At 35.4% G+C, this 17,260-nt stretch carries 22 protein-coding genes and 1 pseudogene; 6 read left to right on the forward strand and 17 right to left on the reverse strand.

Going from position 1 to position 17,260, the window contains the following annotated elements:
- Positions 1-38: 38 nt before the first annotated feature.
- The 11 genes and pseudogenes from EDD72_RS10800 to EDD72_RS10850 form a co-directional block, all read right to left on the reverse strand.
- Positions 39-1,043, reverse strand: a complete 1,005-nt coding sequence (locus EDD72_RS10800) for a LacI family DNA-binding transcriptional regulator (protein ID WP_132770181.1) — start codon at positions 1,041-1,043, stop codon at positions 39-41.
- Positions 1,044-1,263: 220 nt separating this feature from the next.
- Positions 1,264-2,163 carry a phosphogluconate dehydrogenase (NAD(+)-dependent, decarboxylating) gene (gene gnd / locus EDD72_RS10805; RefSeq protein ID WP_132770183.1) on the reverse strand — a complete coding sequence of 300 codons (900 nt, stop codon included), beginning with the start codon at positions 2,161-2,163 and terminating at the stop codon, positions 1,264-1,266.
- Between the two features lie 40 nt (positions 2,164-2,203).
- The gene (locus EDD72_RS10810) at positions 2,204-3,064 is read right to left on the reverse strand and encodes a MurR/RpiR family transcriptional regulator (protein ID WP_132770185.1); all 861 of its coding nucleotides are present in this window, start codon (positions 3,062-3,064) and stop codon (positions 2,204-2,206) included.
- A gap of 46 nt (positions 3,065-3,110) precedes the next feature.
- Positions 3,111-4,319, reverse strand: a pseudogene (locus EDD72_RS10815) (gluconokinase); the annotation flags it as partial.
- 136 nt (positions 4,320-4,455) lie between these two features.
- Positions 4,456-5,616, reverse strand: coding sequence for an anti-sigma factor domain-containing protein (locus EDD72_RS10820; protein WP_132770187.1), 1,161 nt, complete (start codon positions 5,614-5,616; stop codon positions 4,456-4,458).
- The gene (sigI, locus tag EDD72_RS10825; protein ID WP_243643828.1) at positions 5,613-6,404 is read right to left on the reverse strand and encodes an RNA polymerase sigma-I factor; all 792 of its coding nucleotides are present in this window, start codon (positions 6,402-6,404) and stop codon (positions 5,613-5,615) included. Before sigI ends, EDD72_RS10820 begins: the two co-directional genes overlap by 4 nt.
- Positions 6,405-6,631: 227 nt before the next feature.
- A complete protein-coding gene (locus tag EDD72_RS10830) occupies positions 6,632-6,910 on the reverse strand; it encodes a hypothetical protein (RefSeq protein ID WP_132770189.1) in 279 nt (92 codons plus the stop codon).
- Between the two features lie 86 nt (positions 6,911-6,996).
- The gene (locus EDD72_RS10835) at positions 6,997-7,407 is read right to left on the reverse strand and encodes a hypothetical protein (protein WP_132770191.1); all 411 of its coding nucleotides are present in this window, start codon (positions 7,405-7,407) and stop codon (positions 6,997-6,999) included.
- Positions 7,408-7,609: 202 nt separating this feature from the next.
- The gene (locus tag EDD72_RS10840; RefSeq protein WP_132770193.1) at positions 7,610-9,340 is read right to left on the reverse strand and encodes a bacteriohemerythrin; all 1,731 of its coding nucleotides are present in this window, start codon (positions 9,338-9,340) and stop codon (positions 7,610-7,612) included.
- A gap of 107 nt (positions 9,341-9,447) precedes the next feature.
- Positions 9,448-9,810 carry an arsenate reductase family protein gene (locus EDD72_RS10845; RefSeq protein ID WP_132770195.1) on the reverse strand — a complete coding sequence of 121 codons (363 nt, stop codon included), beginning with the start codon at positions 9,808-9,810 and terminating at the stop codon, positions 9,448-9,450.
- A 120-nt stretch (positions 9,811-9,930) separates the two neighbouring features.
- The gene (locus tag EDD72_RS10850; RefSeq protein WP_132770197.1) at positions 9,931-10,575 is read right to left on the reverse strand and encodes an HD domain-containing protein; all 645 of its coding nucleotides are present in this window, start codon (positions 10,573-10,575) and stop codon (positions 9,931-9,933) included.
- Between the two features lie 109 nt (positions 10,576-10,684).
- Between EDD72_RS10850 and EDD72_RS10855 the strand changes: the two genes are divergently transcribed.
- On the forward strand, positions 10,685-11,911 hold the full coding sequence (locus EDD72_RS10855; RefSeq protein WP_132770199.1) for an MFS transporter: 1,227 nt from the start codon (positions 10,685-10,687) through the stop codon (positions 11,909-11,911).
- A 119-nt stretch (positions 11,912-12,030) separates the two neighbouring features.
- Here the strand turns inward: EDD72_RS10855 and EDD72_RS10860 are convergent, their stop codons facing one another.
- The 5 genes from EDD72_RS10860 to EDD72_RS10880 all read right to left on the reverse strand — a co-directional run bounded on the left by EDD72_RS10860 (position 12,031) and on the right by EDD72_RS10880 (position 15,019).
- Entirely contained in the window at positions 12,031-12,288 is a 258-nt protein-coding gene (locus tag EDD72_RS10860; protein WP_132770201.1) for a YkoF family thiamine/hydroxymethylpyrimidine-binding protein, read from the reverse strand.
- Complete coding sequence (locus EDD72_RS10865; protein WP_132770203.1) at positions 12,285-12,977, reverse strand: class I SAM-dependent methyltransferase; 693 nt, start codon at positions 12,975-12,977, stop codon at positions 12,285-12,287. The genes EDD72_RS10860 and EDD72_RS10865 overlap by 4 nt, the downstream gene beginning before the upstream one ends.
- A gap of 28 nt (positions 12,978-13,005) precedes the next feature.
- Complete coding sequence (locus EDD72_RS10870) at positions 13,006-13,812, reverse strand: DUF2797 domain-containing protein (protein WP_132770205.1); 807 nt, start codon at positions 13,810-13,812, stop codon at positions 13,006-13,008.
- 83 nt (positions 13,813-13,895) lie between these two features.
- On the reverse strand, positions 13,896-14,489 hold the full coding sequence (plsY, locus tag EDD72_RS10875) for a glycerol-3-phosphate 1-O-acyltransferase PlsY (protein ID WP_132770207.1): 594 nt from the start codon (positions 14,487-14,489) through the stop codon (positions 13,896-13,898).
- A 71-nt stretch (positions 14,490-14,560) separates the two neighbouring features.
- Positions 14,561-15,019 carry an Hsp20/alpha crystallin family protein gene (locus EDD72_RS10880; protein ID WP_165895064.1) on the reverse strand — a complete coding sequence of 153 codons (459 nt, stop codon included), beginning with the start codon at positions 15,017-15,019 and terminating at the stop codon, positions 14,561-14,563.
- Between the two features lie 151 nt (positions 15,020-15,170).
- Between EDD72_RS10880 and EDD72_RS10885 the strand changes: the two genes are divergently transcribed.
- Genes EDD72_RS10885 through EDD72_RS10905 form a run of 5 tightly spaced genes read left to right on the forward strand, consistent with a single transcriptional unit; the run spans position 15,171 to position 16,807 of the window.
- Positions 15,171-15,392: a spore germination protein gene (locus EDD72_RS10885; RefSeq protein WP_132770211.1), complete on the forward strand. Its 222-nt coding sequence runs from the start codon at positions 15,171-15,173 to the stop codon at positions 15,390-15,392.
- A 20-nt stretch (positions 15,393-15,412) separates the two neighbouring features.
- Positions 15,413-15,634: a spore germination protein GerPB gene (locus EDD72_RS10890; protein WP_132770213.1), complete on the forward strand. Its 222-nt coding sequence runs from the start codon at positions 15,413-15,415 to the stop codon at positions 15,632-15,634.
- Between the two features lie 3 nt (positions 15,635-15,637).
- On the forward strand, positions 15,638-16,252 hold the full coding sequence (gene gerPC, locus EDD72_RS10895; protein WP_132770215.1) for a spore germination protein GerPC: 615 nt from the start codon (positions 15,638-15,640) through the stop codon (positions 16,250-16,252).
- A complete protein-coding gene (locus EDD72_RS10900; RefSeq protein WP_132770217.1) occupies positions 16,249-16,416 on the forward strand; it encodes a spore gernimation protein GerPD in 168 nt (55 codons plus the stop codon). The genes gerPC and EDD72_RS10900 overlap by 4 nt, the downstream gene beginning before the upstream one ends.
- Before the next feature lie 16 nt (positions 16,417-16,432).
- Complete coding sequence (locus tag EDD72_RS10905) at positions 16,433-16,807, forward strand: spore germination protein GerPE (RefSeq protein WP_132770219.1); 375 nt, start codon at positions 16,433-16,435, stop codon at positions 16,805-16,807.
- Between the two features lie 201 nt (positions 16,808-17,008).
- Here the strand turns inward: EDD72_RS10905 and EDD72_RS12740 are convergent.
- A partial coding sequence (locus tag EDD72_RS12740) for a hypothetical protein (RefSeq protein WP_207893699.1) occupies positions 17,009-17,260 on the reverse strand: 252 nt, incomplete at its 5' end.

The raw sequence follows: 17,260 nt of genomic DNA on the forward strand, positions 1-17,260 counted from the left end.
ATTCTAATTCCCCTCTTTCTTTTCTATTTACTTTTAAATTAACAGGAACTTCGAATGATAAGTTTTGGCTCAAAACGATGGATTTTTACTTCTATTGATCTTTCTTGATCTTCTATTTTTTCTAATAGAAGCTGTGCCGCTTTTTTCCCCATTTCAAAAGTAGGTTGTGAGATTGTTGTTAAGGGTGGATCAAATATATTTGCAAATGGAACTTCATCGATACCAATAATGGCCAAATCTTGAGGTATTATTAAACTGTTTTCTTTTACATAGTTTAATACCTCCATTAGAACTAAATCGTTCCCTACTAATAATGCAGTTGGAGGTTCCTTGAGACGAAACATTTCTGACAAACCGTCTTTTATTTTTGCGACTTCTAAACCCTTAATATATTCATGATTCACAGGTAGATTATGAGCTTTCAAAGCTGTAATAAAACCTTTTATTCTTTCTACCCGGGGCGTTATATTTCGAATTAATGAAGTCGTAATCATACCAATTCTTTGATGACCTTTTTTTACAAAATGTTCAACAGCTAGATATGAAGCCCTTTCATTATTTAATAGAACTGAATCTACATTTACTTGTTCAACAATTCGGTCAACAAAAACGATTGGGTATCTTTCTTGTATCATTGCTTGATATAGATCTATGTTTCCTCCTGTTGGAAAAACAATTAATCCATCAACTTGTTTCGCTCTTAACATTTTTATATAATTAGCCTCTTTTGCCGGGTCATCATCAGCATTACATACGATAACATGTATGTCATGCTCTCTACATGTATCTTCGATAGAGCGAATGATCTGCGTGGAAAAGGTGTGTAAAATATTTGCGACGATTACACCAATTGTAGAAGTCCTTTTTTGTTTAAGACTTCTAGCTACAATATTAGGTTGGTATCCTAGAACACGGATGGCTTCCTCTATTCGTTTTCTAGTTTCAGGCGCCATGTACTCATACCGTTTATTTAGGTATTGTGATACAGTACTTTTAGAAACTTTGGCCATTTTTGCAACATCAGCCATCGTTACTCTTTTCATATAATAACTCCTCTTAAAAACCATTTAATCTAAACCGATTTACTAAATCGATTTACTAAATCGGTTTAGTAGTTCTTGATTTCATTATAAGGAAAATGTAAACGCTTATCAACATAATTTTTTTAAATTTTAAAGATTCTATTTTCTGTAAAAAATAGCTGACCCAATAGTAAAGGATCAGCCATTATAGATAAAATATATATTTTTTAAACCTTTTCTTTTATTCTTTCTTCTCTACAGCATGGCCACCAAATTCATTTCGCAATGCTGCAACGACTTTCCCAGCAAAAGTATCTTCTTCTAATGAACGATAACGCATCATCAATGACAAAGCAATGACTGGAGCTGCAGTTTGCAAATCAAGAGCTGTTTCTACTGTCCATTTTCCTTCTCCAGATGAATGCATGACTCCTTTAATACTTTCTAATTTTGGTTCTTTGCTAAATGCATGTTCCATCAATTCCATTAACCAACCGCGTATCACAGATCCATGATTCCATACTCTTGAAACTTCTTGATAGTCATATTCAAAAGGACTTTTTTCGAGAATTTCAAACCCTTCTGCGATGGCCTGCATCATTCCATATTCGATACCATTATGGACCATTTTTAGAAAATGGCCACTACCTACTTCACCTGTATAAAGATAACCATTTTCTACAGAGATATCTTTAAAAATAGGTTCAATTCTATGAAATACTTCTTGATCTCCCCCAATCATTAGACAAGCACCTTTGCGTGCCCCTTCCATTCCACCACTTGTTCCAACATCGACAAAGTGAATTCCTTTTTCTTTCAGTTGCTTTGCTCTTCTCAAGGTATCTTTATAATTGGAATTCCCCCCATCAATTAAAATATCACCTTGACTTAAATGAGGAACAAACTGTTCAATGACTTGATCGACAAGTGCCCCAGCAGGAATCATGAGCCAAATGATCCGTGGTGAATCTAGTTTTTGCACCATATCTTGATAATCTTTTGCAATCATTGCCCCTTCTTTTCCAATGAGTTCCATTCTTTCTTCATTTACATCAAAAACGACGACATCATGACCATAATCCAATAAATTTAATACTAGATTAAAACCCATTTTTCCTAGTCCAACCATTCCAAGTTTCAACTATATTCACTCCTTTAAATGTTTATTCTTTTACTCACTTTTAATAGCGTTTGGTTGCAATGGCCTCGCGAATTTTTTGTAAGTTTTTAAGAGTTTCCTCTTGCCTTCGTAGTGATACGGCAACATATAAGACATCAATCAAAGCTAACTGAACAAGGCGTGATGTTAAAGCTTCAGAACGAAAGACAGTCTCCCTTGCAGTAGTATACAGAACATAAGTGACCTCATTGGATAGTGGAGATTTGAAATAATTGGTTAATCCAATTGTCGTTGCTCCATTTTTTTTCGCCAATCGTATTGCTTCGATCACATCCTTATTACTTCCACTATGGGAAATACCAATTGCCACATCTCTAGGACCAAGTAGTGATGCAGACATAATCTGTTGATGTCCATCGCTATAAGCATTGCTGTAAATACCTGTTCGTATAAATTTATGGGCAGCATCCATTGCAATAGGAGCTGAGCCACCCGAACCATAAAAGTCGATTTTCTTAGCCGTACTTAACGTATCAACCACCGCTTGTAAAACTTCCGGATCAAATAATTGCAGCGTGTCTTTCATCGCTTCAATATTACTCGTAAATACTTTATTCGCTAATGTTAAAATTTCATCTTCTGGATGAATCTCTTCATGTATATTTTGAATTGGTTCCACTATTTCACTAGCTAACGCAATCTTAAAAGATTGGTAACCTCGATAACCTAGTCGTTTACAAAACCTAAATACGGTTGCCTCAGCCACATGAATTTGATCCGCAAATTCGGTGATCGACATATGGATAATTTCTTTTGGGTGATTGACGATAAAATCTGCTATTTCTTTTTCTTTTGGAGACAAAAACGATGATAGAGACCGAATTTTTGCCAAAACTGGTATTTGTTTTTCGTTCTTTTGCATTTGGCATCACCCCATTTTTCGTTGATAATTGGCAATCATTGCAAATTGATCTTTCAATTAGTGCTTCACCTACACTATAAACTGCAAATGCGATCCCTTCTAAAACGGCACGAATGAAATGTTCCCGTTTATGTATTAATGAAATACCAAAGAAAACCCCTCGTGTATTCGCATCCCAGTAAGGAGCTCTTTCACCTGACAAATAAGGTAAAAATATTAATCCATTCGCTCCGGCAGGCACCTTGTCTGCTTCTTCGATCATGAGATCGTATGCATTTTTGCCTAATTCAATCGCTTCCTTCACTTCTTTAGCAGCAAATTGATCACGAAACCAGCGCAAGGCAATTCCACCATTATTAATAGGCCCGCCAATCACCCAATGATTATCAATCAAAGCATAGCAAAACGTTCTTTCTTTTTTATCTGTAATCGGTTTATCAACGACTGTACGAATTGCTCCACTGGTACCAATCGTTACCGCCAATTCTCCAGGTTCGATGGCCCCTACCCCTAAGTTTGCTAAGACTCCATCACTAGCACCAATGATAATGGGAAGATCTTTTGGGATACCCATATAATTAGCAGCTTCTGTATTCATCCCCTGATAAATAGTCGTAGTGGGAACAGGTATAGAAAGTTGGTCCTTAGTTATTCCAATAAGATTTAGCACTTCTTGATCCCAATCCAAAGATTTTAAATGAAAAAGTCCAGTTGTTGAGGCGATCGAATAATCGACAACGTACTCCGAAAACCATTTCCACATGATGTATTCTTTAATTGATATCCATTTTGCTGCTTTTTTAAAAAGAGCTGGTTGCTCCTCTCTCATCCAAATCAATTTACTTAAAGGAGACATAGGATGAATCGGGGTTCCTGTTCGCAAATAGATTTCATGGCCATTCCATTCTTCTTTCAATTGTTTTACATAATCCACACTGCGGTTATCTGCCCAAATAATGCTGTTGGTCAAAGGATTCCCATACTGATCAATTGCAATCAGACTATGCATTGCAGAACTGATCCCAATCCCTATTAATTCTGAACTTTTAATTTTCCCCTTTAAAATCGACCCACGAATAGTATCCAAAACTGCTTGATAGATCACATCTGGATCTTGCTCAGCCCAATCTGCTTTTGGATGAAAAATGGGGTATTCGATTGATTCAGAAGATATAAGATGTCCTTCCAACGTAAAAATTGTTGCTTTTGTACTTGTTGTGCCAATGTCTAGCCCCATTACATATCTTTGTTCCATGAGATCCTCCTAAGTAGTGTCATTCTATGTTCATTATACTAAAATTTTTTCTTTTCAGAAGTCGCTTTCATGAAAATTTTTTTACATTGCATAAAAAAAAGAAATGTACTCATTCGAATACATTTCAATTTCATTTCTATTCCCCATCTTCCTTATCCAAATCATCCCTATTATGTTTTACCTCATTTTCTTCTACTTCATTATGATCTTTTTGAATCGCAGGTTTTGTTTCTTCATCCTTATCGATGATCGTTGAAACTTTTATTTCTATTTGTTTATTGATCAATTCCTTCTGATGTTCATTTTCATTTTTGTTTGTTTTTTCTTTTTGTTGCTTTGAATTTATTATTGACCCTTTTGGACCTTCTTGCTTATCTTCTGATTTTTTTGGTTGTGATTGAACTTTTTGAAGATCAGTCTGTTTACTTGAATGTGGTTGCTTTTCCGTTTTCTCTTGATGATCAATTGTTTTCAACGCTGGTTGTTGAAAGTACTCGAATTCCCGATCTAATTCCTCTGAAGTAATCGTCCTTGTTATCATCTTCTTTAACTTTGGTTCTTTTTGTATCATTTCATAAATGGAATGATCTCTTATTTGCTCAAGGGAGATCGAATATCCCTGATTATTGGCTAAAATATAAAAAGCATATTTCCCAGTAGATAAGCCATTTTTTTGTGCCTCTTCTCTAATTTTGGTTGATGTAGCTAATGTGATAATTGAGACATCTTTAATCTCATTTTCTTGTTTTGCCATCGATTGTTTGATTCTATTTTTCATCTCTTGTTCTGATACCTGATTTTCTCCTATATTGGTGACAGAAATCAAAACTTCCCCTTTTGGCTGCAAATACCCTTGCCTGTGTGCCTCAGCAAAAATCATTGCCGTCGCTTCATCGATCGGTCGTTTTTTTATCGATTCTCCAATGGTTTGAATGATTGATTGTCCATCTGCATTTAACGCTTTTACCTCTAAAACTTTACCACTTTGACTAACGCTAAGATCAATACTTGGATTAATATCAAGAGAGACATACGCAGCAACTTCTTCAGACAAACTGTTCCAAAATCCAGGTGCGCCAACGAGCAATAGAAGAAACACAGCAGCTATACTCCTAATCCAGCGCATATTTCGTTTGGATAAGGATAAGAACCTTTTTTCCCTTGGTAAAGTAAATGTGGTTTCTTCCCCAATCTCTACCCTTGTGTGGGGAACAACAGAAAGAAATTCTCCATCTTTGGTTAAAACAATTGCTTTGCCATTTGCGAGAATTTCCATCACAATACCACTTTTTTTCATTTTCCTACCCTCTTTTCTCGGTCAACTTGTAAATACGCCTTTAAATGATGAAAATCATAAATTTTAATGATGGCTAATGCGATTAAATACTTGCGATTGCGTTCAAGCGTTTTACGGCTTACAGCCACTTTAGACAATAGACCTTTAATAGGTAAGGTTTTCGTTTCCAGCAAAAAGCCCACTAATTCTTGATCATTTGCTAATATATCCGCAATTTGAAAAAGATTTTCCCTTGTATCTTGATGCTTTGGTGAAAACTTGACCAAATCAGATAACGTAATGCCATATTTGGCGATTTCTTTCGTGTAACGAATAATCTCTTCCTTTCGTTCCTCTCTTTGTTGTTGCTGATGATAAACATCAATCGATTGCTTCACTTCGACAAAGTTGATAACATGTTCTTCTTCGTCAGGTATGTCAAACATCGTCATCGGAATCTGATTCAGATACTTACTTTCTCTTCGAATATAATCGATCAGTCTTCGTTTGATCACGGTATCTGCAAAAGTTAAGAATGAGCGATTTTGTTCCGGCTGAAAAAAATCAATCGCTTCATTAAAAGCAGATAATGCAATGCTATACTCATCATCCTGATTGGGATCGATATATCTCTTACAAACCTTTGAACTTGTCTTGATAATAAAGGGTTGGTATTCTTTGATGATCTGGTTACGTAATACATGGTCTCCCGATTGGATCAAAGCGACAATCTCTTCTAAGTTTTGTTCTCTATTATTCGTTTTAACTTGTGCTTGATCTCGTTGATTAAAGAAACGACGAAATATCACTATTTACACCTCGCACTATATCTTTCGTAACTAGATCAATTCTTTATGGGGGTCTTCTTCCCACTATACCTTAATCACGGGAAAAGGGGAATAGACAGGTTATACCCAATATAATAAAATAGGCTTGTATGTTCTATAAGCTGCGAGGTATTAGAGCAGTGTTAGAACATACAAGCCATTTCAGATCTTATAAGAGAGCTATTGCTTCCAATTATAGGTTAAGAAGTCTAAAATGTTTCTTTTCCTAAGCGTTTCAGTGCTTCTTCTGCTGTCATTTCTGTGTTTAACAATTTTCGAAAATCACCACTAGATGTAATTTTCATATGAAGATAAATATGAGGCTTATATTCCCGAAGAATGGCCATCAGCTCTTCTAATGGTACCTCGAAATCTGACGTTAACATTTGTTCGTTAATATATCCTACTAAAAAGGTCGTCTCGCTATGATCATCCTCGATCTCTTTAATCAATCCTAGAACTTCATCAATAAACTCTTCTCTAGTCATGCTGTTCCTCCATTAAAGTATAATCTCCTCATTTTGAAGTATACACCTTTTTCTATTCAAAAAAAATCCTCCTATAGGGAGGATCCTTATTTATTCGTTGTAAGATCTCGTTGTTGACTTAATCTTGACAATCGATTCTTTAATTGTTCTTGCCATTCTATATCGCCAATATCCCTAGCAAATGATAATAGTCCCAACGAAATATCGATTTGTGATTGGATGACTTCATGAATATCCCCGCGATTTACTGTGGAACAATCTTCAAAAAAATGCTCGTCACGAATTTCCTTCATATAGCTTTCAAAGTTAACTCGTTTGGAACCTTCTGATTGGGCGATTTTTATCACCACGTCGATGTTCTCTTTTACTTTAGGATGAATTTCAACATCATGACAGACTGGACAGTAGAGGATGGGAACTTGATTTATGGTAATTCCGTCTTGGTGAATCGTCCCAATTCCACCAATTTTACTTGCACCGCAACAAAAGTTACTCATCTTTTGTTCCCTCCTTATTTTTTTAAATATCAGAAAATTTGCTAAATTTTCTGATATTTTATTTCATTCTATCATAATAGTGAAAAATAATAAATAGGTAAATACATACAAATATCGTAGCTTAAAAACTGAAAGTTTAGAAGTTGTTTTGGTTAACAAAGTAATAAAACAGAGTGACTAAGCAGCCACCCTGTGCATACGCTTATTTCCCACGAACATCACGTATATAATGCCCAACTAAACTGTCCACTTTACTTATATGATTTAATAACCAATCCATTAACGTTTTTTGCATTTTAATTACAAAACCAGTATTTACTCCTTCTTTATCAAATTGTTCTCTATAATTTTGCACTGTTTTGATGAACTGATCATGTATTTTTTTATGTTGATCATAATCTGGATAGTTATATTTTCGTTGCAAAGCCTCTTCATCTTGAAAATGTTCGATAATATAGTTCTCTAGAAATTTTAAAAGATTTCCGACTTCTTCTTTTTCTTCTCCATTATTAAAGGCAATGATAAAACGGTTTAAACGATCTACTAATTCTTTATGTTGTCGATCTATTTCTGGTACTCCAACTTCCAAATTCGCTGTCCATTGAATCGGTTCTACCCTATTATGTTCTGTATCTTGTATTTTTTTAGCTAAAGATTCACTTAAATCGTTCAAATTCCCGGCCAATTCTGCTACTTCTTGACTTGCACTCGCTAATTCTTCACTCATGGCGGTAAATTGTTCTACTTGCTGGTTAATGGTACTAATTTGTTGTAAATTGGAATCAATTCCGGTTACCATCTCTTTTAATTCTTCTTGTAATTTTTGCATTTGTTGATTACCCAAAAGGACTGTTTCATTTGTAGATGCAACGACTTCTAACATTGCTTGTACGCTTTGTTGCGATAAAAGAATTAAATTCGTAATATCCTCTAATGCTTTTTGTGTCCTTCCTGCTAAATTTTTAACCTCATTCGCCACTACTGCAAATCCTCTACCATGTTCACCAGCTCTTGCTGATTCAATCGAAGCGTTTAATGCTAAAATATTTGTTTGTTTGGCAATTCCATGGATTAAAGATATGATTTCACCGATCTTCTCCGAACCAGCATGAATCTCTTGAGCTTTATTTTGTAATTCTGTCATCTTATTCACAATATCATTCATTTTTTCTTGTGTTAGGTAAACAGTTTCAGCCCCTTGCTGTGCTACTTCCTGCACCTTCTTCGCATGATCCGTTGCCAAAGAAGAAGCTTCTGCAATCCCGATCGATACATTTGCCATCTCTTGTACAGAAGAACTCGTTTCTTCGGCGTTTGCTACCATCGTATGTCCTGTTGCCGTTAATTCTTGTTCAATTTTGTGAATCTCATCCATTTGTAACATTTTTGAAGTGTAGGATTCAATATAAGTCTCTTCTACTAACTGTATATCAAAAGTAGTAAGATTGGTAAAAGCTAAAAGCACTTCTGCCAAATCAGGATAATTTTCATATTTTTTCACTAATAGCGGAAAAATGGATCGATACATCACTTGATAAGCGCCAAAAAACCACTCTGGCTGTAAACGGATCCGATCGTGAACCTTACCGATAATCCTTCTATTTTCTACATAATTTTGATCGATTACTCCATCTGTTAAACTTAATAGGTACCTCTTTTGCGTAAGCATTAAGCGTTCGATTGTGCTATGTTTATCTATTATATTTTTTAAATGTTGTATCGCATATATCTTATCATAAAAAGATTTAACGATTCGATCTACATTTTCTTCAAACAACTGTTTTTGTTCTCGCATAATTTTTAGTGTTTCTTCTGAGATATTTAACAACTGGAGCTTACGAACAACACTTTCCTCTTTACAATCTAACCGCACGGAGTTGTTTTTCCAAGGACGATCTGAAATGGTGGTATTTTTTACACTTCTTCCGAACATTTATCATCACCACTTTGGAATTTTTTATAATATTATATCACAACATATCACAATAAATTTGTTAAGATTTCTTAGAGAATGGATTTGTATGCTATGGGCTGATTCACTTATTCCTTGAACTTTAACCAAGTTTCAGCAATTCCATCATTCCATCCTACTGTGGTAACTTCCCCATTGGTTATTAATGGTCGTTTAATGATCTTACCATCTGAAGCTAAAATATCGAGCAGTTCATCCTCGCTTAATGATTTGATCTTATCCTTCATACCCAATTCACGATACGAACCACCACTTGTATTAAAGAATTTCTTAATATTAACTCCACTTTTTTGCACCATTTCTTTTAATTCTGCTTTTGTTGGTGGTTCTTCAATAATTTGGACAATCTCATATGGAATTCTGTTCTCATCAAAGAACTTCTTCGCTTTTCTTGATGTTCCACATTTGTTATAATAATATATTTTAATCATTTTTCATCCCTCCATTGTTAGTATTTCATTGCTTTTATTTTCTATGATTCGTACAAGCCTGTAAATGAACAAAGTGTCATCATTTACACTATTCTTCGCATACTAGTAGTTGAATCCCCTCTATCTCTCACCATTCCACTCCAAGAAAAATTGTTCTAAATAGATTTCCATAAATCGATGTCTTTCTTTAGCAATCTTCTTACCTGCATCCGTATTCATCCTATCTTTTAACAGCAAAAGCTTTTCGTAAAAATGGTTGATGCTATTCCCTTTGTTCCTCATATATTCCTCTTTTGACATTTTTAATTTTGGAGGTTCTTCTGGATTCCAGATTTGCCGACCTTTTGCTCCTCCATAGGCAAATGCTCTAGCAATTCCTATTGCACCAATCGCATCAAGACGATCAGCATCTTGTACAATTTGAGATTCTAAAGAACTTAACTTTTCGGTTTGTTGATGGAAGCTAATTTCACCGATAATTTGTAGAACTTGTTTAATGATATTCGAGTCTACATTTAGTTCTTCTAATATCGCTTTAGGAATTCCTATTTGTGTATCATCCGAGCCAGTTATTTTATAATCTCCGATGTCATGTAAAAGTGCTGCAAGTTGTACGACATTCGCATTTACATTCGCCTTCTCTTCCCTCATCAATAATTGAGCATTATGGTATACTCTCATCACATGCCAATAATCATGTCCCGACGATTCATCCATCATATGCTTCTTTATGTATTCTTTAACTTTTTCAATCACTAATTCCATATCATTTTGTCGCTCCCTTATCGTTATAATTAACTAACGGAATTTTTGGAATATCATTTACCTAAAGTTTCCACTCATTTATAATAACCTTAAAGGAGATGAGTAAACCGTGAACCAGCAAAATTATATATCCAAAAACACAAAGGAATTTTGGAAAGCCACAGTTGCTTTAAGTATTGGCTCTTTTTTAATCTTTTCAAACCTTCACATGGTTCAGCCACTTCTCCCGCTTTTTTCAGAAGATTTTCATGTATCACCAGCAACCGCTAGTCTAACTGTTTCACTGGTTACGTTGACTCTTAGTATCTTTTTGCTCCTATTCGGCCCCATTTCTGATGCTATGGGGCGTAAAAATATCATGTCAATCGGCTTATTTGGCTCATCCTTCATGTCGATCTTGATTTTTTTCTCACCTAATTTTACTACTCTACTTATTCTTCGGACATTTCAGGGAATTTTTTTAGCCAGTTTACCAGCAATTGCCTATGCATATATTGGAGAAGAGTTTGACAAGAACGCAATTGGAATTGCAATCGGTATCTATATTAGTGGAAATAGTATTGGTGGTATGGGTGGGCGGATTGTGAGTGGATTTATTGCTGATCATTGGGGATGGCAGTATTCATTTCTAATTATGGGGATATTCGGACTACTCTTTTTCTTTCTTTTTTTAGTGTTACTTCCAAAAAGTCAACATTTTCAAACTCATCATTTTTCTTTGAAAATAGGTATTCGTGAGATGATACACCATTGGAAAAACCCAATCCTACGTCAAGCGTATTATGTTGCTGGAATTATTTATTTCATTTTTCTTGGACTATTTAATTATCTTGGATATTACTTACACCAAAGTCCTTATTTCCTTTCAACAACTGTAATCGGATTGTTATATATATCTTATCTAGCAGGAACATTTAGCTCGACATTATCAGGAAGATTGGATCAGGTTTTGTCAATTCCTCGGAGGATCTTTTATGGATTGCTCATTATTTTGGTTGGTATTTTATTTATGGGTCTGAAACCGTTATTTATGATCATGACAGGTTTAATTTTTGTTGTATTTGGTTTTTTCTTTGTTCATTCCGCTTCAAGCAGTTGGGTCAGTCTTCATGCTTCTCATGCAAAAGCTGGAGCCTCTTCATTATACCTACTCTCTTACTATATGGGAGGAAGTATGGGAGGCACACTACTTGGCTATGTTTGGTCACCTTTTGGTTGGAACGGCATCATTCTTGTAACATTTGTCTTGGTATTAGTGGGAATTCGAATTAGTTTCCGAATGAACACATTTCATGAAGAAAAAAAAGAAACCGACAATATGGTTCCTTCTAATTAAAGCGATCCTTATTCTTTTGCACTTTCTCTTCTCAGTAATTTCATCCCAATCAGGAGTAAAATGCATATTGCAAAAAAACAAACGACTAAATTCCCATATTTAGCCGTTTGTTGAAAAGTCTATAGATCACAACCACATTCATTGGAAAGTGTCGCATTCAAAACTATCTGATGTCCTTCTTTTATGGACTCTTCAAATAAAGTCCGTACTGCTTCCCATACTAGATCATCATTTCCCTTGATCACTGTACTCATCGAACCGACTTCAATGGTTAATCCCTGAGATTCCAACGGCTTGATGGCCTGAAGAGCTTTTGTAATCACTGATTCGAACTGCTTCGTTGCTAATGGATAAAGTGCAAGTTGACATGAGATCATTTTGAATTCTCCTTATCCCAACGGATTACAAAAAAACCTGCTCCCTTTTCTTGTTTTCCTTGCCTCTCCCGTTCTATTTTTTCTGCTTCTTTTTCATCAAATTGCATTACAGGAGGTAAATATAATCCCTTCTTCAATTGAAAAGAGTACGGAAGAAGGGTTTCAATTTCCTCTTCTCGATAAAGATGTGCTTTTGCAAATAGATTGTTTGGATCTTCTTCTGCTTTTTGTGTATAAAGTTCACCCCAAGAGCTTTCTTTTGTTAGAACCCCGATAACAAGTCGTCCATTTGGTTTGAGTACTCTCATTGCTTCTCGAAGAGCTTTCTTCGGATGATCCATGAATTCAACCGCAGTAACAGAGACAACTAAATCAAACGTTCCATCTTTAAAAGGCAACTGGTGAGCATCACCAATCTGCCACTCGATGTTCAAGCCTTCCTTTTCTGCCTTGTCCTGAGCGATCTTTAACATCTCTTTCGATTGGTCTACAGCTGTCACTTGCAATCCTTTTTTTGCTAACCAGAGACTATAGGTTCCTGTTCCTGCTCCCATATCGAGTACTTGTTCATTTTTTTCTGGCTTTGCCATTTCTTCGATGAGCTTTTTCTCTACTCGATCGACAAAACGACCTAAATTCGACTCATACCATTGATCATAATCTTTGGCAAAGGAATCAAACCATGCCATTCGATCACCTACTTTTTACTTTCTTGTCCTATTTCGTGGACTCTATGATTTCAATTTCTACCTGATAGCCTGCATACTTTTTGATATTGAATACCCCTGAATCAAAAATAAGATATTGACCTTTCATCCCTACTAATTTACCTTCATAAACGGACTGCTTGTCCAAATTGATTGCTGTCACATTTTTCACGGTACCTTCAATAGGGTAGATAAATTCTTGGATCTGATCCACATCAAGTAAATAAGATTGATATTCTTCTGGAATCAAGGCAAGAATCTCTTCTCGGATTTTTCTTATATCTTTGTCTGCAATCTCCTCTTTTAACATTTTTCGCCAGTTAGTTTTATCAGGGAGATGTTGAGATAAGAAATATTCGAGTTCCCCAGCCATTTTCCTTGTGGGTAATTCTGCAATCGGAATCGACTGAATGGCACCCTGATCCACCCATCTTTTGAAGGCATTCGTCTTTCGTGTAAGCCCAACTTTTACATCACTACTTAATGCAAGATAGACATAATGGGGAACCATACAGTGCTGATCGCCAAATTCCGAATCTCGGCATGTTCCTTGATCATAATGACAGAGGTTGGGTTTCACAATGCATAAGTCATTTTGGGGCAACTTGATAAAACAAGGATAACAATAACCGTTATTGTAGGTTTTTTTCACCTTTCTACCACAATAAATACAATGAATCTCATGAAGATTGATAATTTTTATGGTATGTCCTAAGTATGGGTTTAAAGGGATTTTTCCATCCCCAAGCTGCAAATAATATTCAATCGGTTCTTTATATTCATGCTGTAACTCTAATAGTTGTCCAGAATATTTCAAATCAAATCTCCTCTCGTTACAGAAGTCGGAAGTCAGAGGTCAGAAATCAGAGAAAGTAAAGGTCGAACTCACATTGTCGACGATTATTCAGGCCTCTTTTTTTGAAAGGCTTTGTTTTCTGTACCTTTCAATAGTCGTTCGATATTGGAGCGATGACGATAAAGAATGAAAACAGCAAAGAAAATAGCAGCCAATTTGACCGAAATATCTACATTCATAAATGACACGGTAACTCCTACAGTGATCGCCGCCAACATCGAAGATAGAGAAACGAATTTCGTGGTAAAGAGTACAATAACAAATACGATGGCACCATAAAGAATGGATAGGGGATTTAACACCAGCATGACTCCTGTGCTTGTCGCCACACTTTTTCCCCCTTTGAATCCAGCAAAAAGAGAATAAGAATGTCCAATACTAGCAGTAATACCCGCTAAAACACCTGTAACTTCTCCACCCACTCCTAAACCAATAAGTGTAGGAATGATCCCCTTTAATATATCGACAATCGTAACAAAGTAACCTGCTTTTTTACCAAGAACACGAAACGTATTGGTTCCACCAATATTTCCACTACCATGTTTTCGGATATCGATATTCTTATTTCGGCCAACAATTAAAGCCGTTGGGATCGCTCCAATAAAATATCCTATAAAAATGGCAAATAAAACCTTCATATTTTACCCCTTTGATCATATTTTTTTCGATTATATCATATCAAAAGAGAAGTTGACAGAAAATACTGCTCTTATCGATCGGTAAAACGAACCATTATTTTATCATAGTTATTCGATTTGATGATGGGAATTCGAATTTCCAATAAACCATTTTGGTATCTAGCATGAATCTTTTTACTATCAAAAGCGACTGGAATCGTCACTTTTCGAGAGAATTTTCCAACCTTCCTTTCTGATTTTACAATTTCTCCTTCTTGTGGTATATAACTACGATTGATTTCCCCTTCAACGATTAGCGTCTGACCCACAACCTTTAACTGAATATCTTTTTCATCTTTTAACCCAGGAATTTCAAGAACCAATAGGAGATCATGTTGCCTTTGATACAAATCGATAGGGATTGTCCTTGTTTGTGTAGCGTTTTTTTCGTTTAGATTAAAAAATTTCTCAAAAAAACTTCGATAATTCTCCCATTCATTTTCAAATAGAGATGCATTCGTATTGACAAAATCGAAGGGATTAAATGGCATCTTTCCATTCCTCCTTGGCACGACTCTTCTATAATTTATGCAGTCTCTTAACTCGACGTACGTGAAGAGGAATAAAATTGTCTCAAAAAAGAACATCTGGGCTTTTATGGCCATATAATACATTATTAAAAGAAGGAAGGATGATTGTTCTATGCCTTCTATCGTGGGCGGAATCAAAATTAATAGTATTGGAAGCGGCGGAGTCGTTAACGTTGGTGATGCCATCTACATTTCCCCCAAATCTACATCAAAAAGCTATGCTGGTTCAGGGTCGTTTAATACGGGTGATTTCTTAAATAACAATAATGGATTAAGTTCAACAAATACGAATGACTCGGACTTACTTGAAGCGGAACATTCCTTTAGCTCTTAATAAATAAAAAGGTGAGAAACATGAATATTTATGTGCATCAAAATATTATGATCCATCAGATTCGGATTCAAAGTATTGGAAACTCCTCTGTATTTCAAATTGGAAGTGCTGGAGTAATTAAACCATTATCCAATATCTATAATACCGGCGGGTTTACTGGGCCAATCCCTTCTCCTAGAAAACCACAGATTCCTTTAGGTCCTACTCCACCTTCCCTCAATCCAGACTTGAAAGGAGAATGAAGTATGTATCTAACTCCACAATTCGATAAGTATATTCGTCAACTCCATCATTATATCAAGATGCAAAATCAACATATTCGTATGATGGAGGAAACCATACAGCAACTACAAACAGAGATCGATCAAATAAAAAATAATCAAAATCTTTCTGTCGGAAAAATTGAGTATAAATTTGACCAATTAAAAGTAGAACGGTTAGAAGGAACGTTAATTATCGGCATGTCGCCAAATGGTTCTGGTACGATTGAAGATCTTTCTCTTCAAGATCAACATCGTGAAGACGTTCCCACTGCAACGAAGTCAGAACATCCATTATTTAACAAAATTCGCGATTCGATCTTTCACTATCTCGAAAATGATATTTATAATGATCTCAAATCGTTGGAAGAAAAAAATCAATTTCACTTAAAAGATGAAAATTATCGCCATTTACTGATTGAAGATATAAAAAAACAGATTGACGACCGAATTCGCCTTTATCTCAATCAATTTGTGGACCAGAATGATGATAAAAATCAAGTTCAACAAAAGGTTATTGAAAAAATAAAGCGCGATATTCAAAATGGGATTCAAAATTTCTTTGTTCATTTTTTTCATAATGGGGGCGAAGAAAAATGAAATTTCATGTGATTAACCATAATCTATTTGTTGGAAATATTAAAGTTATAGGGATTACCAGTTCAGCTGTCTTTCTTATTGGCGACACCCATTATATTACAGCCTCTTCGATCTATGATACCCCACCTGAAGCTGTAACCTTCTTACCGCTTGTACGTTTATAGGTACGAGGTGAGTTGATTGGTACGAACATCTGTCGTAAATTCGATTCATATTGAGCTTATCCTTTTTAATTCTGTGATTTTGATTGGTGATACCCAAGTACTAAAACCACGTTCTCGCGTATTAGCCATTCACAAAGGTTGGGAATATTTATATTTCGATGATAAAGAAGGAGAGTTTACCAAGTATTCTCTTTTTTCACGTCCACTTCCTCAGCCGATTATTTGGGAAAATGTGGATATCAATATAGAAAATAAGACCCCATTTATTAAAGTAAACCATGTTAAAATCAATGGTTTATCTACAGCAGCGACCTTTCAAGTAGGATCGAACATGATCATAGATAATGAATCAAGAACAAAACATTTTCGTCAATTACTTGCTCAACTATAACTCTATATATTTTAATTCTTTGATGGGCTTGATCCTTATAGGTCAGGCTTTTTTTACCGCCCATTTTTCAAAAATGGGTATCTATCATGAGACGAAGTGGTTAATCCTTCATAAATTAATAACAAGACGGTCATATCTCAAGGTATGGAAGGAGCAATTCCCATGTTATCAACAAGTCTAAGGCACCTTCTTCTCTTTATCTTAACATTGATCGTAATCTTCTGGTTTATATTTCCTGAAGAATTTATGGTTACTCCGTATAGCGCTCACAAGTGGAGATGACCTTAGGTTTGAAGGGATCACCTTCAAAATTAAAAAAGGGCTCATCAACAAAAGAAAGCCAGAATTGTCTGGCTTTCTCAGACTGTCGACAAACCCCAACTCAAATGCTTCATTTGAGTTGGGATTTGTCTTTTTTTGCTCATCATTTTCTAAGATTCTTATCTTATTTAG

The sequence above is a fragment of the Tepidibacillus fermentans genome, from assembly GCF_004342885.1.
GTDB classification, from domain to species: domain Bacteria; phylum Bacillota; class Bacilli; order Tepidibacillales; family Tepidibacillaceae; genus Tepidibacillus; species Tepidibacillus fermentans.